This is a genomic window from Streptomyces sp. RFCAC02, assembly GCF_004193175.1.
In the GTDB taxonomy this organism is placed as follows: Bacteria; Actinomycetota; Actinomycetes; order Streptomycetales; family Streptomycetaceae; genus Streptomyces.
This window is the reverse complement of sequence record NZ_SAUH01000001.1, coordinates 4,550,284-4,574,923: the sequence shown is the minus strand read 5'-3', so window position 1 is coordinate 4,574,923 and position 24,640 is coordinate 4,550,284. Positions and strand designations below refer to the sequence as shown.

Here is a 24,640-nt window from a genome sequence, read left to right as displayed (position 1 = left end):
GTTCCGCGTCAGGGGGTCCGGGCGGTGCGGACGCGGTCGGAGACCAGACGGGCGAGCTGCTCCAGGTGGCCGATGTCGAAGGGCTGCCCCTCCTCACCCCGTCCGCTCACGAGGGCGATCGTCGCGCCGGTGCGGACGACGACGAACCGGGGCTGCGGCCGGGAGATGCCGGTCTCGTAGGCGAAGCTGCCGTCGCCGATCGCCGGCAGGTCGAGCGGCCGCGCCGATCCGTCGCTCGACGACAGCGCCAGTTCTTCGAGGAGGACCTGGGCGATCTCCGTGTTGTCGAGGGCGTAGAGCGTGACGTCGGCGGTCATGCCTGCGTCGTCCGTGTAGGAGACGGTGGCCTGCGGGCCGCTGAGTGTGCCGGAGTCGTGGTTCAGGGTCGCGATCGTGGTGACGGGCAGTGCGGCGAGCAGCCAGCCGTCGGGCAGGTCGAACGAGTTCGGGAGGGCGTCGGCCACCGTCTCCTCGGTGAGGACGACGGCGGCGCGGGCGTCGTCGCCGCCGCCGGGCGGGGGCGTCGTGATGGCGATCTCGCCGGGATCGGAGGTGTCCGAGCCGCCGGTGACCCGCCAACCGCCGTACGCGCCGAGGCCGACGAGGGCTGCGAGACCGCAGGCGGTGACCGCCAGGGCGGCGCGGCCGGCCGGGGTCCGTGCGAAGGAGACCGGGCCGATCGTCAGCGGAGTGCGGGGCGGGACGGGTGGCGGCGCGTCGTCGGTGCCGGCCGGGGGCTCGTCCTCGGGAGGGCGGGCGGGTCGGCGGGGGCGGCGGTGGCGCGGTGCACGACGCGGGTGAGGGCGGCCAGGAACGCCGGGTCGCGGTCGCCGAGGGCGCGGATCGTCCCCTCCAGGCGCCGTACGGTGCCGGGGTCGTCCGGTGCGTCGTCCAGAGCGGTGAGGGCGGCCCGGCCGACGGGGTCGTCGGCGAGGCGGCGGCGGACCAGGTCGGCCACGGCCGCGGGGGCGATCCCATCGCCGGGCGCCGCCATCAGCCGTACCGCATCGCGCACCGTGTCCGACGCCACGCCGCCCCCTCTGCCGCCGCCCCGCCCCGCGTCAACTCGCTCCAGAACCTGGCTACTTGACCACCACCGTAACCGCCCCCGGCGGCCGGGGCCACCGGGGGCGGAGCGGGACGCGTCAGACGAGCGCCTCGCGGTAGTACGGGTCGGTGACCGTGCCGGAGCGGCGCTCCTCGTCCCACCGGTAGACCTCGCGGCCCTCGATGAAGACGGTGAGGGCGCGGCTCATCACGTCCAGCGGGTCGCCGGACCAGATGACGATGTCGCCGTCCAGGCCGGGCCGCAGGGCGCCGACGCGGTCGTCGAGGCCGAGGATCTCCGCCGGGTTCGCCGTGATGGTGCGCAGCGCGGCGTCGCGGTCGAGGCCCTCCTTGACGGCCAGGGTGACCTGGTGCACGAGGAAGTTGATCGGGACGACCGGGTGGTCGGTGGTGATGGCGACCTTGACGCCGGCCCGCTGGAGGATGCCGGGGTTCGCCAGGGTGCGTTCGCGCAGCTCCACCTTGCTGCGGGTGGTGAACAGCGGGCCGCTGATCACCGGGATGTCGCGGCGGGCGATCTCGTCGGCGATGAGGTGGCCCTCGGTGGCGTGGTTGATGACGACGCGGTAGCCGAACTCGTCGGCGAGCCGCAGGGCCGTCGATATGTCGTCGGCGCGGTGGGTGTGCTGGCACCAGGGCAGCTCGCCGTCGAGGACGCGGACCAGGATCTCCAGGCTCGGGTCGCGGTCGAACGGCTTGCCCTCGGCCGCCGCGTGGTCGCGCTTCGCCCGGTAGTCCTGGGCGCGGGTGAACGCGTCGCGGATGACGGCGGCCACGCCCTGCCGGGTCGAGGGGAGCTGTTTCTTGTCGCCGTAGACGCGCTTCGGGTTCTCGCCGAGGGCGCTCTTCACGCTGACCGGCTCGCGGATCAGCATGTCGTCCACGCTGCGGCCCCAGCACTTGAGGGCGACGGTCTGTCCGCCGATGGGGTTGCCGGAACCGGGCTTGATCACGGCGCTGGTGACGCCGCCGGCGAGGGCGTCGGCGAAGCCGGTGTCGGCGGGGTTGATGGCGTCGAGGGCGCGCATCCGGGCCGCGTTGGGGTCGGTCATCTCGTTGGTGTCGTTGCCGGCCCAGCCCTCGCCCTCCTCGTGGATGCCGATGTGGCCGTGTGCCTCGACGAAGCCGGGCAGGACCCAGCGGCCGGCCGCGTCCACGGTCCGCACGCCCTCGGGGACGGTGACCTCGGCGTCGGGGCCGACGGCGGTGATCCGGCCGTTCTGGACGAGTACGGTGCCGCCGTCGATGGGATCGCCGGTGACGGGGACGACATGACCCGATCTGATCGCTATATCCATGGCGAATGAACCTATCCCACGGGCCGGCGGGGGCGGGCCGTGCGGGGGCGGGGGTCGGTGCGCGCCGGGCCGCCGCCGTAGGGTGCTGTGGTGATCGACCATGACGACATCGAGGCGGCCGCGGCCCGGGTCGCGGGGCACGTCCGGCCCGTGACGGTGGCGCCCGCCGGGGAACGGCGGTGGTTCGCGCTGGAGTTCCTCCAGCACACCGGGACGTTCAAGGCGCGGGGTGCCCTCAACTTCCTGGCGGAGCGGCGCGAGGCGGGCGTCCTGCCCGACGCGGGCGTCGCGATCGCCTCCGGCGGGAACGCGGGGCTCGCCTGCGCGTGGGCCGCGGCGCGCGAGGGTGTCACGGCCACCGTCTTCGTGCCGGAGACCGCGCCGGCGGTGAAGGTGGCGCGGCTGCGGCGGCTCGGCGCTGATGTGCGGCAGGTGGGGCGCGAGTACGCGGAGGCGGCGGCCGCGTGCGCGGAGTTCACGGCGGGCAGCGGGGCGCTGGCGTCGCACGCGTACGACCATCCGCTGATCGCGGCGGGGGCGGGCACGCTGCTGACGGAGATCGTGGCCGTGCGGCCCGGGGTGCGTCGGGTGGTGGTCGCGGTCGGCGGGGGCGGACTGTTCTCCGGGGTCGCCGCCGCGGCCGCCCGTCACGGGATCGAGGTGGTGGCCGTCGAACCGGAGCACTGCAGGGCGCTCGACGCGGCGCTCGCCGCCGGGGAACCGGTGGACGTCGCGGTGGACTCGGTCGCGGCGGACTCCCTCGGGGCGCGGCGGGTGTCGGCCGAGGCCCTGTACTGGGCGCAGCAGCCGCACACGACGTCCGTCCTGGTCACCGACGAGGCGATCGAGACGGAACGCCGGCGCCTGTGGACCGACCACCACCTCGTGGTGGAACACGCCGCGGCAGCCGCCCTGGCGGGAGCGCCGGACACGGACGACGAGACCTGCGTGGTCCTGTGCGGCGCCAACACGGACCCGACCGACCTGACGACGGCCTGACCACCGTCCGGCGAGAGGCCGGGTGGTGGAACGTTGTACCCCGCGGGAAGACACCGGAGTACAACGTTCTACCCCAGGCCCCGCAGCAGCCTCGGACACCACAGAGAAGCCAGCGACCGAACGCCGGTGGAACGTTCTCCCCGACAGCATGTGCGGGGTCGCGGGGGCCGACCAGCCGTGATCACTGCGGTATGTCATCTGTATGAGGCATGCGCGGGGTGGCGGGCCGGCTGCTGAGCGCCGCGAAATCCCGCTCCGGAGCCGTATTGACCCTCGACCTTGTGCAGGGCCCAGAGTGCCGGGTGTGGAGAACGACATGCGCAGCATCGGCGAGACGGCCCGCGACAGCGGCCTGGGCGTGAGTGCCCTGCGGTTCTACGACCGTGCCGGTGTGCTGGTCCCGGCCTGGGTGGATCCGGTGAGCGGATACCGCTGGTACGCGCCCGAGCAGCTCGAAGAGGCCCGGGTGCTGGCCCGCTTGCGCCGGGCCGGCATGCCGCTGGCGGACATCCGGCTGGTGCTGGCCGGCTGGTCCGGCGCGGACACCGGCCTGGTCCGGAAGCTGCTCGAGGCATACCTGCGCCGCGTCGAACAAGGGCTGTCCGATGCCCGCAGCGAGTTCTCCGCGCTCCAAGCGCTACTCGATCACAGGGAGAACGTCATGACTTCGCCCCGCGTCGCCACCGTCCGGCTGTCCATCGCCGCGCCCGGACTGGCAGCCGCACTGGACACCGTCCGTTTCGCGGCGAGCACCGACCCGGAGCTGCCCATGCTCGGCGGGGTCCTGTTCGACATCGAGGGGGAGAGCCTCCGTGTCGTGGCCACCGACCGGTACCGAATGGCCGTCGCGCGGGCCGGCGTCGCCGGACACGACGGGAGCCGGGTGCAGGTCATCGTGCCCGCCCCGCTCGTCGACGCGATGCGGGCGCTGTCGGACGGCGAGGGACCCGTGCGGCTCTGTGTCGACGGTGACCGCGTGACTCTGGAGGCCGGGGACAGGCAGGCGGCCGGTCGGTGCCTCGACCACGACTTCCCCGACTACCGTCGTCTCCTGCCGGTGGCCGGCGGACGCCGTGGCCTTGTCGGGGTGGCGGCCTTCCGGAAGGCCCTGGTGACCGGTCCTGTCCGCGCCGGCGATGCGGGAGCGCCCGACCTCAGCGTGCTCAAGGTGGAGGACGGCGACACGGTGACCCTCTGCGCGGACACCGACGACGACCCGAACCGCGTCGCGGTCAACCGCGGGTTCCTGCTGGACGCGCTGGCCGCCGGAGCCCGGGACCGGTTGTTTCTGGAGCTGGGGGCACCCACGGCGCCGATCGCGATCCGCCGGCCCGACGACGAGGACGCCTTCTCGATCCTGATGCCGGTCCGCCTGGACGACTGACCGTACGTCCGTCCTGGTCCGGCCCGCTCCGGCCCGCTCCGGCCAACCGGACGCAGCCGGATAAGGGCGTCACAGCTGCTGGGCCTCGGCGTGCGACGCCACCAGCGCGAGGGCCGGGAATACCGGCCGACTTGAAGGTCCTGCTTGCCGTACTGATTCGTGTCGCGGTCTGGCTGGAGCGGGGTGTGCCGGCCAACGGGAGATCAGGGATGCGAGACGCGTCGACAAGGCAGCGGCGAACCGGCCGCGCGGCTGACGAACCCGACCGGGCCGACGGCATGGGACGACAACGTTCCACTCGCCCGTACGCGGGTCGGGAAGCCGACAACGTCCTGGGGATCCGGGGACCGGACCGATGTTCCCGGGGGTCGGCAGGGTCCGCCGCGGAAAACGTTCCACCGGGCCGGTCGCGGGCTCGCCAGGGTCGCGGGGCGTCCCTCCCCCGGCCCCGCGGCGGGTGCGCCGCCGGAGAAAACGGCTGATCCGCCGGCCGTGATCCGGTCCTCCGCCGCCTGGGGCACCGGCGTCCGACCGGGCCGGTGCATCGTTCCACCACGCGTCCCGACCGCTCCGACCGGACGACACGCGAACGACCGCGCCCGCGCCCCTCGGGGGCACGCTCCCGGACAGCCCGGCGCGTCATGGGGTAAATCGTTCGACCGGTCCGGACCGCTGCGGCAGGGTCGTGCCATGGAGATCGTCCACTGGCCCCTCTACGCCCTGCGGTTGCGGACCCCGCGCCTCGAACTGCGGCTGCCCGGCCCCGCCGAGCTCGATGAACTCGCCGCCGTCGCCGCTGCGGGCGTCCACGATCCGGAGCGGATGCCGTTCTCGATCGCCTGGACCGACGCGGAGCCGCGCGAACGGGGGCGTGCAACGTTCCAGCACGTCCTCGGCACCATCGGCGACTGGCGGCCGGAGCGGTGGACGCTCAGCCTCGCCGTGTCGTGCGACGGCCGTGTCGTCGGGCGCCAGGACATCTCGGCCCATGACTTCGCCGTCACCCGTGAAGCGACAACCGGGTCCTGGCTCGGACTCGCCCACCAGGGCAACGGCCTCGGGACCGAGATGCGCGCCGCCATCACCCACCTCGCCTTCGAGTGCCTGGGCGCCCGCGCCGTCACCTCCGCCGCCATGCTCGACAACCCGGCGTCGCTGCGCGTGTCGGAGAAGCTCGGGTACCGCCCCGACGGCATCGAGGTGATCTCCGTGCGCGGCGCCGCCCGCACCCTGCGGCGGCTGCGCCTCGACCGCGCGGACTGGACGGCGCACCGGACCGTCCCCGTGGAGGTCGGAGGGCTGGACGGCTGCCGAGGGCTGTTCGGCCTGTGAGCCGGACCGCGCCGGAAGTACCGGACGAACGCATGTCCACCGCCCGGCGCCGGACAGTGGGAGACTGATGCCCGTGCAGGTCGGCATTCTCGGGCCGCTTGAAGTGGCCACCCCGCAGGGACAGCCCGTCGCCGTCACCGGCGCGCGGCTGCGGACGCTCCTGACCCGCCTCGCACTGGACGCGGGCTCTCCGGTGCGGGCCGAGTCCCTCGTGGACGCCCTGTGGGGCGGTGGCGAGGTGCCGGGGGACCAGGCGAACGCCCTGCAGTCCCTCGTCTCACGGCTGCGCCGCGCCCTGCCCGACTCCGGTCTGATCGTCTCGGCGCCGGGCGGGTACCGGCTGGCGGTCGCGCGGGACGAGGTGGACGCGTTCCGCTTCGAACGGCTGGCCGCCGAGGGCCGGCGCGCCCTCGGCGCGGGGGACGCGGAGGCCGCCGCCGGGGCGCTGCGCGCGGCGCTCGCGCTGTGGCGCGGCCCGGCGCTCGCCGACGCGGCGGACGCCCCGTTCGCCACCGCGCCCGCCGCCCGTCTGACGGAGCTGCGGCTCGCCGCCCGCGAGGATCTGTACGGGGCGGAGCTGGCGGCGGGCCGGGGCGCGGCCGTCCTCCCCGAGCTGGAGGCCCTGGTCACCGACCACCCCCTGCGGGAGCGCCCGCGTGCCCTGCTCATGCGGGCCAGGTACGCGGCCGGACGGCAGGCGGAGGCGCTGACGGCGTACGAGGAGTACCGCACGCTGCTCGCCGACGAGCTGGGCGTCGATCCCTCGCCCGAGCTGCGGGACCTGCACCTTTCCGTCCTGCGCGCGGACCCCGCGCTCACCCCGCCGGCCGCCGCGTACCCGCCCCCCGCCGAGGAGGCGCCCACCGGCACGGGCGCGGCCGGTCCCCGCACCGGCAATCTGCGGGCGGCCCTCACGAGCTTCATCGGCCGCGAGGACGAGCTGAACCTCATCACCAAGCGCCTGTCCGAAGCGCGTCTCGTGACGCTCGTCGGCCCGGGCGGCGCGGGCAAGACCCGGCTGGCGTCCACGGCGGCCACCGCGCTGGCGGACGGCTTCCCGGGCGGCGCGTGGATCGCGGAGCTGGCGCCCCTGACCGACCCGGACGACCTGCCGCAGGCCGTGCTGGACGCGCTGGGCCGCCGCGTCACCGCCATGCTGGAGCGGCCCGTCCCGCCCGGTGCGGCGAGCCGCCCGAGGGACGCCCTCGGCATGCTGACGGACGCCCTCGCCTTGACGCCGACGCTCCTCGTTCTCGACAACTGCGAACATCTCATCGACGCCGCCGCCCGCCTCGCCGACCACCTCCTGGGCCACTGCCCCGCCCTGCGTGTCCTCGCGACGAGCCGGGAACCCCTCGGCATCACCGGCGAGACGCTTTCCCCCGTGCCGCCGCTCGGGCTGCCCACCGACGGCGCCGACCCGCGCACGGCGGCCGACGCGGCGGCCGTACGGCTGCTGACCGACCGAGCAGCCGCCGTGCGCCCCGGCTTCACCGTGGACGAGCACAACGCGGCGGCCGTCGTGGAGATCTGCCGCCGCCTGGACGGCCTGCCGCTCGCCATCGAACTGGCCGCCGCCCGCCTGCGTTCCCTCTCCCCCGCTCAGCTCGCGGCGCGGCTGGACGACCGGTTCAGGGTGCTGACCGGCGGGAGCCGGACGGCGATGCCGCGGCACCGCACGCTGCACGCCGTCGTCGCGTGGAGCTGGGAGCTGCTCACGGACGAGGAGCGGCGGCTCGCGGACCAGCTCGCCGTCTTCTCCGGCGGCGTGACGCCCGCGTCCGCCGAGGGCGTGTGCGGGATCCCGGCCGACGAGGCGCTCGAACTGCTCACCTCCCTCGCCGACAAGTCCATCCTCCAGGTCGCGGGGCAGGCGGACGATCCGGACGGGCCGCGGTTCCGGATGCTGGAGACGCTGCGCGAGTACGGGTTCGAGCGGCTCGCCGCCCAGGGACGGGTCCGCGCCGTCCGCGACGCGCACGCCGCCTACTTCCTGCGGCTGGCGGAGACGGCCGAACCGGAGCTGCGCGGTGCCGGGCAACTCCCGTGGATCGCCGCGCTCATCGCGGAGCGGGACAACTGCATGTCGGTCCTGCACCACGCCGCCGCGACCGGCGACGCCGAGACGGCGATCCGGCTGTGCGCGGCGCTTGCGCTGTTCTGGACGATGCGGGGACTCCACACGGAGGCCGTCAACTGGATGCGGATCGCCCTGGCCGTCCCCGGTGAGTCGCCGGCGGAGGCCCGTACGCTCGTCCTCGGCGTGGCCCTCATCAACGAGGCGTCGACGGGCGACGGGCAGGGGCTGACGCCCATGGTCAGCCGTCTGCGGCGCGAGCTGAAGGCGCTCGGCGACCTGTCCGTGCGCCATCCACTGCTCGCGTTCTTCGTCCCCGGCATCGAGATCTTCAGCCGGCGGATGAAGCCCGGGGGACCCTTCGAGCTGCCGACGCTCACCGTGGACCACCCCGATCCGTGGGCGCGTTCCCTGGTGGGACTGATGCGGGCCGCGGTCCGCGAGAACACCGGCGATCCGCTGGGCACGCGGGACGAGATCCTGCGCGCGATGGACGATTTCCGGTCGATCGGCGAACGCTGGACCCTCGCGATGGCGCTCACCACCCTGGGCGAGACGGAACGGATCCTCGGCGAGTACGGGTCGGCCGAGGCCAGGATGACCGAGGCGCTCGCCCTGATGCGGGAGTTGCGCACCGAGACGGACGAGCACCAGGTCAGCGTGCGGCTGGCGGCGCTGCGCGCGTTGCGCGGCGACCCGGAGGGCGCGATCGCCGAGCTGGAGCGGCTGACCGAGGCGGCGGAGCGGCGCGGCGGAAGCTTCCTGGTCACCACGTCGCGGCAGATGCTGGGCTCGGTGCTGCGCGGAAGGGGCCGGTACGCGGAGGCGCTCGCGCACCTCGACGCCGCGCTGGAGGTCGTGGAGCGGCGTGCGTTCGCCCAACCGCAGCTCGCCGCGATGGTGCGGCGCGAGAAGGCCGTCGCACTGCTGGCGAGCGGCGCGGGGCCGGTGTCCGTCGAACGGGACCTGACGCACGCGCTGCGCGAGGGCATCGGCGTGACGGACATGCCGGTCGTCGCGTTCGTCGGAGTGGGGCTCGCCGTGCTCGAGGAGGCCCGCGGCGAACCGGGGCGCGCCGCGACCGCGCTCGGCGCGGCGGCGTGCGCGCGGGGGATCGAGACGCCCGCCGACCCGGACGTCGCCGCGCTGACCGCGCGGCTGCGCGGGGCGCTGGGCGACTCCGGGTTCGATGCGGCGTACGGCCTCGGGCGGGACGTGTCCCGCGCCGAGGCGATCGATCTGCTACGCCGTGCGGCGGTAGGCCCGGACGGCGAGTGGGAAGAAGACGGCGAACAGACCGACTGACCACAGCAGGGTGTGCGTGACGGGTCCGGCGACGGCGCCCCCGTTCAGCAGTCCGCGCGCGGCCTCCATCACGTCCGTCACCGGGTTGACCTTGACCCACGCCTGGAGCCAGCCGGGCAGGGTCTCGGTCGGGGTGATCATGTTGGTCCCGAAGGTGAGCGGGAACATCGCGAGGAACATGATCCCCTGCACAGCTCCCGGCTCCCGCGCCGTGACACCGAGCAGCACGGAGATCCAGATGAGCGAGAAGCCGAAGAGGATCACGAGCAGGACGGCGGCGAGCGCGGACAGCGGGTCGGTGCCGATGCGGTAGCCGACCGCGTAGCCGAAGCCGAGCAGGACGGCGATGCAGACGACGAACCGCACCATGTCGCCGAGGACCGAGCCGAGCAGTGGCGCCGAGCGGATGATCGGCAGGCTGCGGAACCGGTCGAAGATGCCCTTCTTCATGTCGGTGTTCAGGTTGACGCCGGTCGCGACGGTCGCGAACACCACGGTCTGCACCATGATCGCGGGCAGCAGCACGGTGAGGTACGCGGTGGTGTCGCCGGAGACCGCGCCGCCGAGCAGGTAGACGAACATGACGACGAAGATGATGGGCTGGAGCGTCACGTCGATGAGCTGTTCCGGCGTGCGGAGCGTCTTGATGAGGCTGCGCTTGGCCAGGACGAGGCTGTGGGCGAGGGCGCGTTGGACGGCGGGGCGGCGCGATGCGCCGGGCGCGGGGGCGCCGGCCGGTGCGGTGGTGGGTCGGGTCGTGGTCATGGCGCTCATACGGTGGCCGCCTCCTGGTTCTGCTGCTGGTCCTTCTGGTCCTTGGCGCTGTCCTTGCCGTCACTGCCGGCGCGGCCGTGCTCGCCGGTGAGGGCGTAGAAGACCTCGTCGAGGCTGGGCAGCCGCAGGGACAGCTCCAAGACCTCGATGCGTTCCTCCGCGAGCCGCGCGACGAGCGGAGGGAGCGCCGCGTCGCCGGTGACGGGGACGCTCGCGACGCCCCGGGCCGGGGAGTCGGGGCGCGTGCCGGTGACGCGTTCCAGCACGGCGGTCACGTCGGGCAGCCGCGCCGGGTCGACGGGCCGGACCTGGAGGGTCTGGCCGCCGACGACGGCCTTCAGCTCGTGCGGGGTGCCCTGCGCGATGACGGAGCCGTGGTCGATGACGGCGATCTCGTCGGCGAGGGCGTCGGCCTCCTCCAGGTACTGGGTGGTGAGGAGCACGGTGACGCCCTGGTCGACCTGCTCGCGGACCAGTGCCCAGACGTCGTCGCGCTTGGCGGGGTCGAGACCGGTGGTGGGCTCGTCCAGGTAGACGACCTCGGGGTGGGCGACGAGGCTCGCGGCGAGGTCGAGGCGGCGGCGCATGCCGCCGGAGTAGGTGCCGGCGCGGCGGCGGCCGGCCTCGGTGAGGTCGAACTGGGCGAGCAGTTCGGCCGCCCGGGCGCGGGCGGTGCGGCGGGGCAGGTCGAGGAGGCGGCCGATCATCTCCAGGTTCTCGACACCCGTGAGGTCCTCGTCCACGGAGGCGTACTGGCCGGTGAGCCCGATACGGCGGCGGACCTCCTCGGACTGCTTGACCACGTCGTGGCCGGCGACCTCGGCACTGCCCCCGTCGGGCCGCAGCAGGGTCGCGAGGATGCGGACGGCGGTCGTCTTGCCCGCGCCGTTCGGTCCGAGGACGCCGAGGACGGTACCGGGCCGGGCCGCGAGGTCCACCCCGGCCAGCGCCGTGGTGTCCCCGAACCTTTTCACGAGGCCCGAGGTCCGGAACGCGTACGTCATGGCGGGCTCTCCTCTCCTTAGCTTGCCCCAGTCCGGTGGGACAGGGCCGGTGCATCGTTGTCGGTGCAAGCCTCGCGAAGGCGCCTGTCACCGCCCGCACAGGAAGCTGACAGGCGGGGCGCCCTCTCTGACAGGCGCTGCCAGACACCGACAGCGCGGGGGCGGAGGCGGCGGGGTGGAACGTTGTCCGTACCGTCGGTGGAACGTTTTCCGGTCGACGGTGAGGCGCCGCGTACGGACACGGGGAACCACCCGATCCGGCGGACACGCGGCGCGGAACCGCCGGCGACCACGGGGTCGAGGGCTAGGGACAGTAGAACGTTCCACCGTGGCGTGCAGGAGTGAGGACGCTCGCGGCCCGGCTGCCAGGCGGCCCGGGAACAGCGACGTCTCGGCAGCCGGAAGCACCAGCCGCATCGGTCGGCACAGCCGCCGCTACAACGATGCACCAGCAGCCGCGCGGCCGGGCGCCCCGGGAACGCCGACGACACGCGCCGATCCCCAGCCCAGGTGTAACGATGCACAGGCAGCCAGAGGACCGAGGAGACGGACGGGAACGGACGACACCGCCGTCCCCCAGACGTCGTTGTGCCGGCAGCCAGGCAGACTCGCAGTCGGAATGCGCCAGCGAAAGGACCGCGCTTCATCCCAGGGGCTACATCGATCCACCAGCATCCGGAACGGCCAGGCGCGTGGCCTGCACGGAGCAGGACAGCGGGCCAGGCGCGTGCTCCGGACCGGGCGCACAACAGCCGGGGATGCACCAGGGGCCGGGCAGCGTGACCGTCGCCGGTACAACGATGCACCTGCGGCCGACCGATCTAGAAGATCGGCAGGTTGACCGCGCGCCCTCCCTCGGTGCAACGGTTCACAAGCAATCGATACGGCCGGAAGCGGCCCCGGATTCACGATCTCCGTGCCGTGCGGCGCCGTCATCATGCCGAACTCGCCCGGTGCGCCGCCTCCACCGCGTGCCAGCCGAACCGGGCCGCGAGGACGCGGTCGTACGCCGTCGGCGTGCCGCCGCGCTGGACATGCCCCAGGACGACGGGCCGCGCCTCCTTGCCGAGCCGATGCACGAGCTCTGCCGCGAGCCGAGTCCTGATCCGGGCACGACAACCGTCGGGAGCGTGCTCCGGACCGGCAGCTCGGCCGCCCGACTGCAACGATGCACGAGCAGCCGGGCGATCGGGCGATCAGAAAGGCGGCGGGGTGGACTGAGCCCTCGTCCCGGGTAGAACGATGCACGAGCCGCCAAGCGGCCGAGGAGACTTACGGGTCGCCCCGACGACGCCGCGCGGAAAACGATGTACCAGCAGTCGGGCGGTCGCGGGCAGAAGGTGCCTGCGAAGGGACCGCGCCTCATCCCCGGACTACAACGATCCACCAGCATCCGGAACGGCCAGGCGCGTGGCCTGCACGGAGCAGGACAGCGGGCCAGGCGCGTGCTCCGGACCGGGCGCACAGCAGCCGGGAGTACCTCCTGGGCCGGGCAGCTCGCCCCTCGCCGGTAGAACGATGCACCAACAGCCGGGCGACCGGGCGGTCAGGAAGAGTCGGCGAGGAAGCCGTGCCCCACGCCCGAGGTGCAACGATTTACAACCAGCCGGTACGGCCGCGAACGCGCCGGCGGTCCGAGCAGGGCCGATCAACCGACGGACGCGCGGTCCGTGCCGGGCAGCGCTGCTGTCGCCGGGTACAACGATGGCGGCGGCAGCAGGGCGGCTTGCGACCGGGAAGTACGGGCGAGGAGACCGCGCGCCCCCGCCCAGGTGTAACGATGCACGGGCAGCGGTGGTCGGGTATGTGCCGGAGACCGGACGCGCCGGGCGGCGCGGCTCCGTGCCGTCACCCCGAGCGCAAACGTTTTCCCGCGCCATGGCGAACGCCCTGGTCGGCGCCGGGTGGAACGATGCCGCGACGGCCGTGCCCCTCACACCGCCCGTCCGGGCGCGCCGGACGGGCGGAGCGGAATCCCTGGACCGCGAGCCGTCAGAAGACGGCTTCGGTCTCGTCCATGCGGTTCTGCGGCACCGTCTTCAGCTCCATCGTGGCGCTGGCCAGCGGCGCCATCACGATCTCCGTGCCGCGCAGCGCCGTCATCATGCCGAACTCGCCCCGGTGCGCCGCCTCCACCGCGTGCCAGCCGAACCGGGTCGCGAGGACGCGGTCGTACGCCGTCGGCGTGCCGCCGCGCTGGACGTGCCCCAGGATGACGGGCCGCGCCTCCTTGCCGAGCCGGTGCTCGAGCTCGGCCGCGAGCCGCGTCCCGATGCCGGTGAACCGCTCGTGCCCGTACGCGTCGATCTCACCCCGCTCGTACGGCATGGACCCCTCGGCCGGCCGGGCGCCCTCGGCGACGCAGATGACCGCGAACTTCTTCCCGCGCGCGAAGCGCTCCTCGATCATCTTGCACAGGTCGTCCACCTGGAACGGCCGCTCCGGCACGCAGATGCCGTGCGCACCGCCCGCCATCCCGGCCTCCAGCGCGATCCACCCGGCGTGCCGCCCCATGACCTCGACGACCATCACCCGCTGGTGCGACTCGGCGGTGGTCTTCAGCCGGTCGATGGCCTCGGTCGCGACCCCCACGGCCGTGTCGAAGCCGAACGTGCGATCGGTGGCGGAGATGTCGTTGTCGATGGTCTTGGGCACCCCGACGACGGGGATGCCGGCGTCGGACAGCATGCGGGAGGCGGTCAGCGTGCCCTCGCCGCCGATCGGGATCAGCGCGTCGAGGCTGAGCTTGCGGCGGAACGCCTCCGCGTTGTCGCACGCCTCGGCCAGCCGTGCGCGCTCCAGGCGGCTGGAGCCGAGGATCGTGCCGCCCCGGGCCAGGATGCCGCTGACCTCGTTGATGTCGAGTTCGCGGTAACGGCCCTCCAGGAGGCCCTTGAAGCCGTCCTCGAAGCCGATGACGGAATCGCCACGGTCCACCACGGCGCGGTGGACGACCGACCGGATCACGGCGTTGAGACCCGGGCAGTCACCGCCTGCGGTGAGAACTCCGATTCGCATGGTGGTGCTCTCCTGCTCGCTAGGGACTGGGTGCCGCGCCATCGGGGCAGCGGAATTGTTTCACGCGCGCCGGGGGCGTGGTCACGGCGCTTCCCCGCCCGCCGCGCGCTCACCGCCCGCGCGCGGGTACGGTCGGAGAGACTGCCCGCCGCACCCAAGGGCGAGCTTGCCACGAGCGGGCCTTGAAGCGAACGGGAAGGGGACTGTGACGCGCAGCGTGTATGTGACCGGGATAGGCCGGGGCGACGGCCGGCAGGTGGTCGACCTCGGGGTGATGGAGCTCCTGACCCGGCGCGTGGATCGGGTCGGCGTGTTCCGGCCACTGGCGCACGACGGCCCCGACGGGGTGTTCGACCTGCTGCGGGGCCGCTACCGGCTGGCGCAGGAGCCGGCCGCCGCGCGCGGCATGTCGTACGCCGAGGCGGCGGTGCTCCAGGCCGAGCGCGGGACGGACGAGCTGGTCGGGCGGCTGGTCGAACGGTTCCACGAGGTGGCCCGCGCCTTCGAGGTGGTCCTCGTCCTCGGGACGGACTACGCCGACACCCAGCTCCCCGCCGAGCTGGCCCTGAACGCGCGGCTGGCGAACGAGTTCGGCGCCCCCGTCCTCGCGGTCGTCGCCGGTCCCGGGCAGAGCGGCGCGTCGGTGGCCGCCGAGGTCCGCAACGCCCACCACGCCCTCGCCTCCCTGGGGTGCGACGTGGTCGCCATGATCGCCAACCGTGTCGCCGAGGCGGAGGCGGCGCCCGCCCTCCGCGAGCTGGCGGGCCACCTGCCCGTGCCGGTGTGGGTCCTGCCCGAGGACGCCGCGCTGGCGGCGCCCACGGTGGCGCAGGTCGCGGACGCCATCGGCGCGCGGGTGCTGCTCGGGGACGCGACGGGCCTCGCGCGGGACGTGCGCGGGTTCGTCTTCGGCGGCGCGACGCTGCCGACGTTCCTCGACGCGCTGACCGAGGGCTGCATGGTGATCATGCCGGGCGACCGGGAGGACCTGGTCGTCGGCGCGCTCGCCGCCCACAGCGCGGGCTCGCCGCCGGTCGCCGGTGTCCTGCTCACGCTGGACCAGCGCCCGTCCGACCGCACGATGGCCCTCGCGCACCGCCTCGCGCCGGGCACGCCGGTGCTGCTGGTGGCGGACGGCTCGTTCCCGACGGCGGCGGCGCTGTCGGGCCTTGAGGGCAAGCTGACGGCGGCGACCCCGCGGAAGGCGGAGATCGCGCTCGGTCTCTTCGAGTCGCGGGTGGCGACGGCGGCGCTGGGCGAGCGCCTGGCGGTGGCGCGCAGCGGCCGCATGACGCCGATGATGTTCGAGCACGGGCTCATCGAGCGGGCGCGCGCCGACCGGCGCCATGTGGTGCTGCCGGAGGGCGACGAGGAGCGCGTGCTGCGGGCCGCCGAGGTGATCCTGCGGCGCACCATCTGCGATCTGACGCTGCTCGGCGACGAGACGCGCATCCGCAAGCATGCCGCCGACCTGGGCCTCGACCTGCGGTTCCTCGGCCCCGACGAGCTGCCGGGGGACGACGCCGCGCCGTCGGCCCGCGTCGTCGACCCGCGCACCTCCCCGCTGCGGGAACGATTCGCCGAGCTGTACGCGGACCTGCGCGCGCATCGGGGCGTGACGCCCGAGCTGGCGTGGGACGTGGTCGCGGACGTGTCGTACTTCGGCACGTTCATGGTCCGCGAGGGCCTGGTGGACGGCATGGTGTCGGGCGCCGCGCACTCGACGGCGGCGACGATCCGCCCGGCGTTCGAGGTGATCAGGACGAAGCCGGACGCGTCGATCGTGTCGTCGGTCTTCTTCATGTGTCTGGCCGACCAGGTGCTCGTCTACGGCGACTGCGCCGTGAACCCGGACCCGGACGCGGCGCAGCTCGCCGACATCGCGATCCAGTCGGCGGTGACGGCGGCGCGGTTCGGTGTCGAGCCGCGGATCGCGATGCTGTCGTACTCGACGGGGACGTCGGGCAGCGGCGCCGACGTCGACAAGGTGCGCGAGGCGACGGAGCTGGTGCGGCGGGCGCGGCCCGATCTGCGGGTCGAGGGTCCGATCCAGTACGACGCCGCGGTGGAGCCGACGGTGGCGGCGGCGAAGCTGCCCGGGTCGTCGGTGGCGGGCCAGGCCACGGTGCTGGTCTTCCCCGACCTGAACACCGGCAACAACACGTACAAGGCGGTCCAGCGCTCGGCGGGCGCGGTGGCGGTCGGCCCCGTCCTGCAGGGGCTGCGCAAGCCGGTGAACGACCTGTCGCGGGGCGCGCTCGTCCAGGACATCGTGAACACGGTCGCCATCACGGCCGTCCAGGCCCAGCAGCAGCACGACCAGCGGCGCGACGAGGAGAGCGGGACATGAGCGGCACGGGACGGACACGGGTCCTCGTCCTCAACACGGGGTCGTCGTCGGTGAAGTACCAGCTCCTCGACATGGCGGACGCCTCGCGCGTGGCGACCGGCCTGGTGGAGCGGATCGGCGAGGACTCGGCGCGCCTTGCGCACACCCCCGCCGGCGGGCGGGAGCGCGAGCGCCCGGGTCCCTTCCCCGACGTGGCGGCGGCGCTGCGGGCGGTGGCGGACGAGCTGGCGGCGGACGGCACGGGGTTCGACGCGCCGGACCTCGCGGCCGTGGGCCACCGGGTCGTGCACGGGGGTGAACGGTTCAGCGGTCCCGTCGTCCTGGACGACGCGGCGGTCGCCGAGATCGAGTCCCTGGTGCCGCTGGCGCCGCTGCACAACCCGGGGAACCTCGACGGCATCAGGACGGCCACCGCGCTGGCGCCCGGCGTGCCGCAGGTGGCGGTGTTCGACACGGCGTTCCACACGACGATGCCGGAGTACGCCGCCCGGTACGCCATCGACACGGCGACGGCCGACGAGCACAGGATCCGCCGCTACGGCTTCCACGGCACGTCCCACGCCTACGTGTCGCGCCGTACGGCCGAGTTGCTGGGCCGTGCCCCCGAGGACGTCAACGTCATCGTCCTGCACCTCGGGAACGGCGCGTCCGCGTCGGCGGTGGCGGGCGGCGTGTGCGTGGAGACGTCCATGGGGCTCACACCGCTGGAGGGCCTGGTCATGGGCACGCGGTCGGGCGACATCGATCCTGCGGTGGTGCTGCACCTGGCGCGCAACGCCGGCATGTCGCTGGACGCGATCGACACGCTGCTGAACAAGCGCTCGGGCCTCCTCGGCCTGTGCGGCGACAACGACATGCGCGAGGTCACCCGCCGCGCGGCGGCCGGGGACGGCGCGGCGCGGCTCGCGCTGGACGTCTACACGCACCGGCTGAAGAAGTACGTCGGCGCGTACACGGCCGTCCTGGGCCGGGTGGACGCGGTGGCGTTCACGGCCGGGGTGGGCGAGAACTCCCCCGTCGTACGGGCCGCCGTGCTGGCGGGTCTCGGCGGGTTGGGCCTCGTGGTGGACCCCGACCGCAACACGGCACCGGATCGAGGCCCGCGGTTCATCTCTCCCGAGTACGCTGCGGTCGCCGTGGCCGTGGTGCCCACGGACGAGGAACTGGAGATCGCGCGTCAGGCTTACGATCTGGTCAGCCCCTGAATTATTCCTCCACGGAACAAAAGGTTAGGATCGCTTCATGCGCCGTTCCAAAATCGTCTGCACCCTGGGTCCCGCCGTGGACTCGTTCGACCGGCTGAAGGCGCTCATCGAGGCGGGCATGAACGTGGCCCGCTTCAACTTCAGCCACGGGTCACACCAGGAGCACGAGGAGCGGTACCACCGCGTCCGCAAGGCGAGCGAGGAGACGGGGCGCGCGGTCGGCGTGCTGGCCGACCTGCAGGGGCCCAAGATCCGCCTGGAGACGTTCGCCGGCGGCCCGGTGGAGCTGACGCGTGGCGACGAGTTCACCATCACCACGGAGGACGTCGCCGGTGACCGCACGATCTGCGGCACCACCTACAAGGGCCTGCCGGGCGATGTCGCCAAGGGTGAGTCGATCCTCATCAACGACGGCAACGTCGCCCTGCAGGTTCTCGAGGTCGACGGCCCGCGCGTGCGGACGATCGTCATCGAGGGCGGTGTCATCTCCGACCACAAGGGCATCAACCTCCCCGGCGTCGCGGTGAACGTCCCGGCGCTGTCCGAGAAGGACGTGGAGGACCTGGAGTTCGCGCTGCGGCTGGGCGTGGACATGGTCGCCCTGTCGTTCGTGCGCAACGCCGACGACGTCCGCGACGTGCACCGCGTGATGGACCGCGTGGGCCGCCGGGTGCCGGTGATCGCGAAGGTCGAGAAGCCGCAGGCCGTGGACAACATGGAGGAGGTCGTCCTCGCCTTCGACGGTGTGATGGTGGCCCGCGGCGACCTGGCCGTGGAGTACCCGCTGGAGAAGGTCCCGATGGTGCAGAAGCGCCTGATCGACCTGTGCCGCCGCAACGCGAAGCCCGTCATCGTCGCCACGCAGATGATGGAGTCGATGATCGAGAACTCCCGGCCGACCCGTGCCGAGGCCTCGGACGTGGCCAACGCGATCCTGGACGGCGCCGACGCGGTGATGCTGTCGGCCGAGTCGTCGGTCGGCCGCTATCCGATCGAGACGGTCAAGACCATGTCGAAGATCGTCATCGCGGCCGAGGGCGAGCTGCTCTCCCGCGGCCTCCAGCCGCTGGTGCCGGGCAAGAAGCCGCGCACGCAGGGCGGTTCCGTGGCCCGCGCGGCCGCCGAGATGGCCGACTTCCTGAACGCCAAGGCGCTCGTGGCCTTCACCAAGTCGGGCGACACGGCCCGCCGCCTGTCCCGCTACCGCGCCGTGCAGCCGATCCTGGCCTTCACCTCCGAGCCCGCGACCCGCAACCAGCTCACACTGAGCTGGGGCGTCGAGACCACGGTCGTCCCGAACGTGAACCACACCGACGAGATGGTCGAGCTGTGCGACGCGGAGCTGTCCCGGCTGGGCCGCTACGAGCCCGGCGACACGATGATCATCACGGCCGGTTCGCCCCCCGGTGTCGTCGGCACGACGAACATGGTCCGTGTGCACCACCTGGGCGGCCACCAGGGCGTGTGACCTCCGCCCCACCGACCCGTGTCCCGAAGCGCCCCCGGCATCCGACGCCGGGGGCGCTTCGCCGTCCGCCCGCCCACCGGCCGTCCCCGAACTCCCCCGTACGAGCGCCCCGTTCCGGCCCGCCGCCGGACCGGGGCGCCTGTCGTGCCGTGCGCGCACGCGGCCCCTTCTGCCCGGGATCGGCCGGGCGAAACGGACGTTTGGCCGCCGCCGGGCCAAGGAACCCGACTAGAGCCATGGCAGAGAAGAGACGCAACGACGGCAGTGACGACAACGACGAGGCGGACGTGGCCCGTACACCCCGGCCCGTGCTTGAGGTCGTCCGTACGGCCGGTGCCGAGTTCACCGGGCTGACGGGCCTTCAGGCGGAGGCCGTCACCCGGGTCGAACGGACCGGTGACGGCTGGCTGATCGAGGCCGAGGTCGTCGAACTGGCCCGCGTGCCCGAGACGATGAGCCTGATGGCGGCCTACGAGGTCACCACCGACGCCGAGGGGCGGGTCACCGGCTACCGGCGCACGCGGCGCTACGACCGCGGCCGGGCCGACCGGCGCTAGCACCGCGCCGGAGTCCGCGACACGCGAACGAGGCAGGAGGCATTCCGACATGACCACCGCAGTGGCCACATCCGCGCCGACCGCTCAGGGCGGCGGCGGGGGATCCCGATCCGGAACGCTCTACGACGTACTGGAGCTGATCCTCGACCGAGGACTGGTGATCGACGCGTTCGTGCGCGTCTCGCTGGTGGGCATCGAGATCCTGAAGATCGACGTCCGGGTCGTGGTGGCGAGCGTGGACACGTATCTGCGCTTCGCCGAGGCCTGCAACCGGCTCGACCTGGAGGCCGGCCCGAAGAAGGACCCGGGGCTGCCCGAACTCGTCGGCACGATGACGGAGTCGGGCGCCAGGGGCAAGACGAAGGGCGCCGTCGCCGGCGCCGTCGAATCGTTCACCGACGCGTTCCGGCAGGGCCGCGGCGAGGGCCGGTCGGACGACGAGTCCGCCGACGGGACGGGTGACGGCGGCGACGAGAACGAGAAGCGCAGGACCCGGCGCGCGTCGGCCGCGCGACGCGAGAAGGACACGGCATGAGCACCTACGTGTACGGCATCACGCACGCCGGACTCCCGGACCTCCCGGAGGACCTGGCCGGTGTCGGCGACCCGCCGCGCCCCGTCCGCGTGCTGCGCGAGGGCGACGCGGCGGCGGTCGTGAGCGACTGCCCGGAGGGCCTGCGGCCCAAGCGGCGCGACCTGTTCGCGCACCAGCGGGTCCTGACGGCCGTCTCCACGGCCGGCGCGGTCCTGCCGCTGCGGTTCGGCAGCGTGTCGGCCGACGACGACGCCGTGCGGGCCGAACTCGCGGCCAACGCCGACCTGCACCGGCAGCAGCTCGAAACGGTCGCGGGGCGCGTCGAGTACAACGTGAAGGGCGTGCACCGGGAGGACGTGCTGCTGCGCGCCATCGTCACCGGCGACGAGGAGATCGGCCGGCTGAACGCCGCCACGCGTGGCGAGGGCGGCCGCCACGAGGACCGGGTGCGGCTCGGCGAGCTGGTGGCCGGCGCCGTGCAGGCGCAGGCGGCACGCGACTCCGCCGCCGTCGCCGAGGCCCTCGCGCCGCACGCCGTGGACCGGGCCGCGGGTCCGGAGGGCGGGGAGCGGGTGGTGAACCTCTCGTTCCTCGTGGACCGGGAGCACGCCGCCGACTTCCTGACCCGGGTGGAGCAGCTCCAGGAGAGCGCGCCCCACCTGGAGCTGGCCGTCAGCGGCCCGCTGCCGCCGTACAGCTTCGTGCGGACGGCCTCGGCGACGGCGGCGTGATGTTCGGGCTGCTGAAGGAGGTCCTGCTGCTGCCGCTGGCTCCCGCGCGCGGCACGGGCTGGGTCCTGTCCCAGGTGACCGCCGAGGCGGAGCGCCGGTACTACGACCCGGCCGTCGTGCAGCGGGAGCTGGCGGCGCTGGCGGACGACCTCGACCGCGGCCTGATCGACGAGACGGAGTTCGACCGCAGGGAGGACGAGCTGCTGGACCGGCTCCTCCCGACACACGATTGGCTGGCACGATGACGAGCAGAATCACCCTCGCGGCGGCACTGGCCACGGGCTACGTGCTCGGCCGCACGAAACGCGGCAGGACGGCGCTGGCCGTCGGCGGCGGTCTGGTCGTGGCGAAGCGCCTCGACCTCGGCCCCCGCAGACTCCTGCTGCTCGCCGCCGGGCCGCTCGCGGCGAACCGGCGGATCGCCGAGGCCGGTGCCCGGGTCCGCGGCAACGTCGTGGAGATGAAGGACTCCGCGGCCCGCGTGCTCGTCACCCGCCGCATGGAGGCACTGGCGAACGGGCTGCGCGCCCGTACCGACGCCGTGAACCAGCGGATCGACGGGCTGGGCGAGGGCCTGCGGAAGGCCACGCCCGAACTGCCGGGCGCCGTACGCGACACGGCCGGTGACGCCAAGGACACGGCCGAGGGCGCCAAGGACACCGCGAAGGGCGCGGCACGCGCCACGGCGGGCCGCGCGGCCCCCGCGAAGAAGACGGCCGCGAAGCGGACGCCGGCGAAGAAGGCACCCGCGAAGAAGACCGCGACGGAACGGAAGAGCGCGTCCGCCGGGAAGAAGGCGCCCGCCAAGAAGACCACGACGGCCCGCAAGAGCGCCGCGAAGCGGACCGGCGCCGGCAGCGGTGCCGCGCGCCGCTCCGCCGACGACAGGGGTGACGACGCGTGACCGACGCCGCCGCGCCGCATCCGGCCGGGCGTCTCCGCGAGGAGGCGGCGGCCTTCGCCGCCGCCCATGCGGAACGGCTCCTGATCGCCGCCGGACGCGGCCTCGGCAGGGCGACGGAGAAGCTCAACGACATCGCCGAAGGCAGGGAGACGGGGCTGATGAAGATGGCAGTGGCCACCGGCAGGAAGACCGCCGAGGGCAAGAGCCCGGTACGCGCCGCCGTGGAGGCGGGCGCCGCCGGGCTGAAGGACAACCTGAAGGAGCGCATCACCACCGGCGTCAAGGACGGGGTGAAGCACACCGCGACCGGCCTCAAGGACACCGCGGTGGGCCTGAAGGACCGGGTGACGCCCGGCCGGAAGAGCGCCGCGGCCGGCGAGGCCGAGCGGGCGGCCGGCGACGCGCACGCCCGGTGCCTGACCATCGTCGAGGACCTCGACGTGGGCGTGCCGCTGCGCGAGGCGTACGACCAGTGGACGCAGTTCCAGGAGTTCAGCGGCTTCACGCGCGGGGTGCGGAGCGTCGAGCAGGTCGACGACGTCACCACCGAGTGGGAGGCGAAGGTCCTGTGGTTCACGCGGAGCTGGACGGCGACGATCACCGAGCAGGTGCCGGACGAGCGGATCGCCTGGACGTCCGAGGGCGGCAAGGGGACGACCAGGGGCGTCGTCACCTTCCACGAGGTCACCCCGACGCTCACCCGGGTGCTGCTCGTGATCGAGTACTTCCCCCGGGGCCTCGTGGAACGCACCGGCAGCCTGTGGCGGGCGCAGGGCCGCCGCGCGCGCCTCGACCTGAAGAACTTCCGCCGCTTCGTGATGCTGCGCGGCGCCGCGACCGGCGAGTGGCGCGGCGAGATCGACCGGAGCGAGGTCGTCGTGTCCCATGACGAGGCGGTGGCCGACGAGGAGCCGGCGGCGGACCGGGACGAGGCGGACGGCGACGACGGCGGACGGTCATGACGAACCCCGCCGTACCCGGCTCGTTCCCACCCGCGCCCGGCCCGCCCCCGCTCTCACCGGGCGGGCCGGGCAGCGCGAACCTGGCCGACATCCTGGAACGGGTCCTGGACAAGGGCGTCGTCATCGCCGGCGACATCCGTATCAACCTCCTCGACATCGAGCTGCTGACGATCAAGGTCAGGCTGCTCGTCGCCTCCGTGGACAAGGCGAAGGAGATGGGCATCGACTGGTGGGAGCACGACCCGTCGCTGTCGTCGGGCGCCCGCCCCCGCGAGCTGGCCGAGGAGAACGAACGGCTCCGGGAACGCGTCGCCGCCCTGGAACGAGCCCGCGAGGAGGCACCGTGACCACGCCCGACGACACCGCTTCCCTGCGGTACGTGTACGCGGTGGTGCGGGCGGACGTCCCCCCGCCGCCGGACACCCTGCACGGCATCGGCGACCGCCCGCCCCGCGCCTGCGCGGACGGCGGGCTCGCCGCCGTGGTCGGCGACGTCCCGGCGGCCGACTTCGCCGAGGAGCCGCTGCGCGCCCACCTGGAGGACCTGGCCTGGCTCGAGGGCGTCGCCCGCGCCCACCAGGGGGTGGTGGACGCCCTGGCCGGCACGGCCGGCTGCGTACTGCCGCTCCGCCTCGCCACCGTGTGCCGCGACGAGGACGGCGTCCGGAGGCTGCTGGCGGAGAACCGGGAGCGGTTCACGACCGCCCTGGAGCGTCTCGACGGCCGCGCCGAGTGGGGCGTCAAGCTGTACGCCGACCTGCCGGCCGCGCAGGGTGACGTGCCGCCGCCTCCGGCGGGCGGGGGCACGGCCCGCTCCGGCCGGGACTACCTGCGGCAGCGCCGCCGCTCCCGCGACCTCGCGGGCGACGCGTGGCGGCGCGCCGAGGCGGCGGCGCGGCTCGTCCACGGGACGCTCACCGGTGTCGCCGAGCACGCCAGGCTCCACCAGCCGCAGGACGCGCGCCTGACCGGCGAGCGCGGCACGAACCTGCTGAACGGTGCCTATCTCGTGCCGCACGAGGCCGAGTCGGAGTTCCGCGCCCTGGTCGGCCGGCTCGCCGCGCAGGTCGACGGCCTGCGGCTGTCCCTCACCGGGCCGTGGGTGCCGTACTCGTTCACCGCCACGGTCGCCGGCGGGCCGGCGGGGGCCGGGGCATGACGGCACCGGTGCCGGACGTGTTCGACGCGGCGGCGGGCGGGCAGCCGCTGGCCCAGCGGCAGATCGCGCTCGTGGACCTCCTCGACCGGCTGCTGGCCGGCGGCGTCGTCCTCACGGGGCATCTGACCCTGAGCATCGCCGACGTGGACCTCGTCCACATCGACCTCAAGGCGCTGATCAGTTCGGTGAAGGAAGGAGGCGGGGTGTGACCGGCGGACGGATCGAGATCGACCACGACACGGTGGAACGCGACCTGATGAAGCTCGTCCTCACCGTGATCGAACTGCTGCGGCAGCTCATGGAACGGCAGGCCCTGCGCCGGGCGGACGAGGGCGACCTCTCCCCCGAGCAGGAGGAGCGCGTCGGTCTGACGCTCATGCTGCTCGGCGAGCGCATGGAGGAGCTGTGCTCCCGCTACGGGCTGACGCTCGACGACCTGAACCTGGATCTCGGGCCGCTCGGCTCGCTGCTGCCGGAACACCGCTGACCACCGCGCGGAACGGCGGGTGC

23 protein-coding genes and 1 pseudogene are annotated in these 24,640 nt (G+C 73.7%); 17 read left to right on the top strand and 7 right to left on the bottom strand.

Features of this window, described 5'->3' with window-relative positions; translation table 11 throughout:
* Window positions 1-8: 8 nt before the first annotated feature.
* The 3 genes from EMA09_RS21305 to EMA09_RS21295 all read right to left on the bottom strand — a co-directional run bounded on the left by EMA09_RS21305 (window position 9) and on the right by EMA09_RS21295 (window position 2,366).
* A complete protein-coding gene (locus EMA09_RS21305) occupies window positions 9-464 on the bottom strand; it encodes a hypothetical protein (protein ID WP_129842590.1) in 456 nt (151 codons plus the stop codon).
* Between the two features lie 218 nt (window positions 465-682).
* Complete coding sequence (locus EMA09_RS21300) at window positions 683-1,030, bottom strand: hypothetical protein (RefSeq protein WP_129842589.1); 348 nt, start codon at window positions 1,028-1,030, stop codon at window positions 683-685.
* A gap of 115 nt (window positions 1,031-1,145) precedes the next feature.
* The gene (locus tag EMA09_RS21295) at window positions 1,146-2,366 is read right to left on the bottom strand and encodes an amidohydrolase (protein ID WP_129842588.1); all 1,221 of its coding nucleotides are present in this window, start codon (window positions 2,364-2,366) and stop codon (window positions 1,146-1,148) included.
* A gap of 90 nt (window positions 2,367-2,456) precedes the next feature.
* Between EMA09_RS21295 and EMA09_RS21290 the strand changes: the two genes are divergently transcribed.
* From EMA09_RS21290 to EMA09_RS21275, 4 genes are all read left to right on the top strand, one after another.
* The gene (locus EMA09_RS21290; protein WP_129842587.1) at window positions 2,457-3,365 is read left to right on the top strand and encodes a serine/threonine dehydratase; all 909 of its coding nucleotides are present in this window, start codon (window positions 2,457-2,459) and stop codon (window positions 3,363-3,365) included.
* A gap of 304 nt (window positions 3,366-3,669) precedes the next feature.
* Complete coding sequence (locus tag EMA09_RS21285; RefSeq protein WP_240796500.1) at window positions 3,670-4,749, top strand: MerR family transcriptional regulator; 1,080 nt, start codon at window positions 3,670-3,672, stop codon at window positions 4,747-4,749.
* A 690-nt stretch (window positions 4,750-5,439) separates the two neighbouring features.
* Window positions 5,440-6,081 (top strand): GNAT family protein, encoded by a 642-nt coding sequence (locus tag EMA09_RS21280; protein ID WP_129842586.1) that lies wholly within the window; start codon window positions 5,440-5,442, stop codon window positions 6,079-6,081.
* Between the two features lie 73 nt (window positions 6,082-6,154).
* On the top strand, window positions 6,155-9,463 hold the full coding sequence (locus tag EMA09_RS21275; protein ID WP_168220775.1) for a BTAD domain-containing putative transcriptional regulator: 3,309 nt from the start codon (window positions 6,155-6,157) through the stop codon (window positions 9,461-9,463).
* Here EMA09_RS21275 and EMA09_RS21270 read toward each other — a convergent pair.
* The 4 genes and pseudogenes from EMA09_RS21270 to EMA09_RS21255 form a co-directional block, all read right to left on the bottom strand.
* Entirely contained in the window at window positions 9,401-10,228 is an 828-nt protein-coding gene (locus EMA09_RS21270; RefSeq protein ID WP_129842584.1) for an ABC transporter permease, read from the bottom strand. The two genes, EMA09_RS21275 and EMA09_RS21270, sit on opposite strands and share 63 nt — an antisense overlap.
* A 5-nt stretch (window positions 10,229-10,233) precedes the next feature.
* A complete protein-coding gene (locus EMA09_RS21265) occupies window positions 10,234-11,241 on the bottom strand; it encodes an ATP-binding cassette domain-containing protein (RefSeq protein WP_129842583.1) in 1,008 nt (335 codons plus the stop codon).
* 906 nt (window positions 11,242-12,147) lie between these two features.
* Window positions 12,148-12,338, bottom strand: a pseudogene (locus EMA09_RS21260) (6-phosphofructokinase); the annotation flags it as partial.
* 895 nt (window positions 12,339-13,233) lie between these two features.
* A complete protein-coding gene (locus EMA09_RS21255; RefSeq protein WP_129842582.1) occupies window positions 13,234-14,259 on the bottom strand; it encodes an ATP-dependent 6-phosphofructokinase in 1,026 nt (341 codons plus the stop codon).
* 205 nt (window positions 14,260-14,464) lie between these two features.
* Between EMA09_RS21255 and pta the strand changes: the two genes are divergently transcribed.
* The 13 genes from pta (at window position 14,465) to EMA09_RS21190 (ending at window position 24,617) form a co-directional block, all read left to right on the top strand.
* Window positions 14,465-16,609 (top strand): phosphate acetyltransferase, encoded by a 2,145-nt coding sequence (pta, locus tag EMA09_RS21250; RefSeq protein WP_129842581.1) that lies wholly within the window; start codon window positions 14,465-14,467, stop codon window positions 16,607-16,609.
* On the top strand, window positions 16,606-17,814 hold the full coding sequence (locus tag EMA09_RS21245; RefSeq protein WP_129842580.1) for an acetate kinase: 1,209 nt from the start codon (window positions 16,606-16,608) through the stop codon (window positions 17,812-17,814). Before pta ends, EMA09_RS21245 begins: the two co-directional genes overlap by 4 nt.
* Window positions 17,815-17,851: 37 nt before the next feature.
* Window positions 17,852-19,282, top strand: coding sequence for a pyruvate kinase (gene pyk, locus EMA09_RS21240; protein ID WP_129842579.1), 1,431 nt, complete (start codon window positions 17,852-17,854; stop codon window positions 19,280-19,282).
* Window positions 19,283-19,518: 236 nt separating this feature from the next.
* Complete coding sequence (gvpO, locus tag EMA09_RS21235) at window positions 19,519-19,839, top strand: gas vesicle protein GvpO (RefSeq protein ID WP_129842578.1); 321 nt, start codon at window positions 19,519-19,521, stop codon at window positions 19,837-19,839.
* 49 nt (window positions 19,840-19,888) lie between these two features.
* Window positions 19,889-20,374 (top strand): gas vesicle structural protein GvpA, encoded by a 486-nt coding sequence (locus EMA09_RS21230; RefSeq protein ID WP_129842577.1) that lies wholly within the window; start codon window positions 19,889-19,891, stop codon window positions 20,372-20,374.
* Entirely contained in the window at window positions 20,371-21,105 is a 735-nt protein-coding gene (locus EMA09_RS21225) for a GvpL/GvpF family gas vesicle protein (protein WP_129842576.1), read from the top strand. The genes EMA09_RS21230 and EMA09_RS21225 overlap by 4 nt, the downstream gene beginning before the upstream one ends.
* On the top strand, window positions 21,105-21,350 hold the full coding sequence (locus EMA09_RS21220) for a gas vesicle protein GvpG (RefSeq protein ID WP_129842575.1): 246 nt from the start codon (window positions 21,105-21,107) through the stop codon (window positions 21,348-21,350). Before EMA09_RS21225 ends, EMA09_RS21220 begins: the two co-directional genes overlap by 1 nt.
* A complete protein-coding gene (locus EMA09_RS28690; RefSeq protein ID WP_206305978.1) occupies window positions 21,347-22,009 on the top strand; it encodes a DNA primase in 663 nt (220 codons plus the stop codon). Before EMA09_RS21220 ends, EMA09_RS28690 begins: the two co-directional genes overlap by 4 nt.
* Window positions 22,006-22,971, top strand: a complete 966-nt coding sequence (locus tag EMA09_RS21210) for an SRPBCC family protein (protein WP_129842573.1) — start codon at window positions 22,006-22,008, stop codon at window positions 22,969-22,971. The genes EMA09_RS28690 and EMA09_RS21210 overlap by 4 nt, the downstream gene beginning before the upstream one ends.
* Window positions 22,968-23,318, top strand: coding sequence for a gas vesicle protein (gvpJ, locus tag EMA09_RS21205; RefSeq protein ID WP_240796499.1), 351 nt, complete (start codon window positions 22,968-22,970; stop codon window positions 23,316-23,318). Before EMA09_RS21210 ends, gvpJ begins: the two co-directional genes overlap by 4 nt.
* Complete coding sequence (locus tag EMA09_RS21200; RefSeq protein ID WP_240796498.1) at window positions 23,315-24,130, top strand: GvpL/GvpF family gas vesicle protein; 816 nt, start codon at window positions 23,315-23,317, stop codon at window positions 24,128-24,130. Before gvpJ ends, EMA09_RS21200 begins: the two co-directional genes overlap by 4 nt.
* A complete protein-coding gene (locus EMA09_RS21195; RefSeq protein ID WP_129842571.1) occupies window positions 24,127-24,339 on the top strand; it encodes a gas vesicle protein in 213 nt (70 codons plus the stop codon). Before EMA09_RS21200 ends, EMA09_RS21195 begins: the two co-directional genes overlap by 4 nt.
* Window positions 24,336-24,617, top strand: coding sequence for a gas vesicle protein K (locus EMA09_RS21190; RefSeq protein ID WP_129842570.1), 282 nt, complete (start codon window positions 24,336-24,338; stop codon window positions 24,615-24,617). Before EMA09_RS21195 ends, EMA09_RS21190 begins: the two co-directional genes overlap by 4 nt.
* Window positions 24,618-24,640: the final 23 nt, after the last annotated feature.

Coding starts and splice junctions, on each gene's coding strand:
- EMA09_RS21230 (WP_129842577.1), top strand. CDS start 19,889: ATGACCACCGCAGTGGCCACATCCGCGCCGACCGCTCAGGGCGGCGGC.
- EMA09_RS21220 (WP_129842575.1), top strand. CDS start 21,105: ATGTTCGGGCTGCTGAAGGAGGTCCTGCTGCTGCCGCTGGCTCCCGCG.
- pyk (WP_129842579.1), top strand. CDS start 17,852: ATGCGCCGTTCCAAAATCGTCTGCACCCTGGGTCCCGCCGTGGACTCG.
- EMA09_RS21195 (WP_129842571.1), top strand. CDS start 24,127: ATGACGGCACCGGTGCCGGACGTGTTCGACGCGGCGGCGGGCGGGCAG.
- EMA09_RS21225 (WP_129842576.1), top strand. CDS start 20,371: ATGAGCACCTACGTGTACGGCATCACGCACGCCGGACTCCCGGACCTC.
- EMA09_RS21270 (WP_129842584.1), bottom strand. CDS start 10,228: ATGACCACGACCCGACCCACCACCGCACCGGCCGGCGCCCCCGCGCCC.
- EMA09_RS21265 (WP_129842583.1), bottom strand. CDS start 11,241: ATGACGTACGCGTTCCGGACCTCGGGCCTCGTGAAAAGGTTCGGGGAC.
- EMA09_RS21295 (WP_129842588.1), bottom strand. CDS start 2,366: ATGGATATAGCGATCAGATCGGGTCATGTCGTCCCCGTCACCGGCGAT.
- EMA09_RS21255 (WP_129842582.1), bottom strand. CDS start 14,259: ATGCGAATCGGAGTTCTCACCGCAGGCGGTGACTGCCCGGGTCTCAAC.
- EMA09_RS21245 (WP_129842580.1), top strand. CDS start 16,606: ATGAGCGGCACGGGACGGACACGGGTCCTCGTCCTCAACACGGGGTCG.
- gvpO (WP_129842578.1), top strand. CDS start 19,519: ATGGCAGAGAAGAGACGCAACGACGGCAGTGACGACAACGACGAGGCG.
- EMA09_RS21280 (WP_129842586.1), top strand. CDS start 5,440: ATGGAGATCGTCCACTGGCCCCTCTACGCCCTGCGGTTGCGGACCCCG.
- EMA09_RS28690 (WP_206305978.1), top strand. CDS start 21,347: ATGACGAGCAGAATCACCCTCGCGGCGGCACTGGCCACGGGCTACGTG.
- gvpJ (WP_240796499.1), top strand. CDS start 22,968: ATGACGAACCCCGCCGTACCCGGCTCGTTCCCACCCGCGCCCGGCCCG.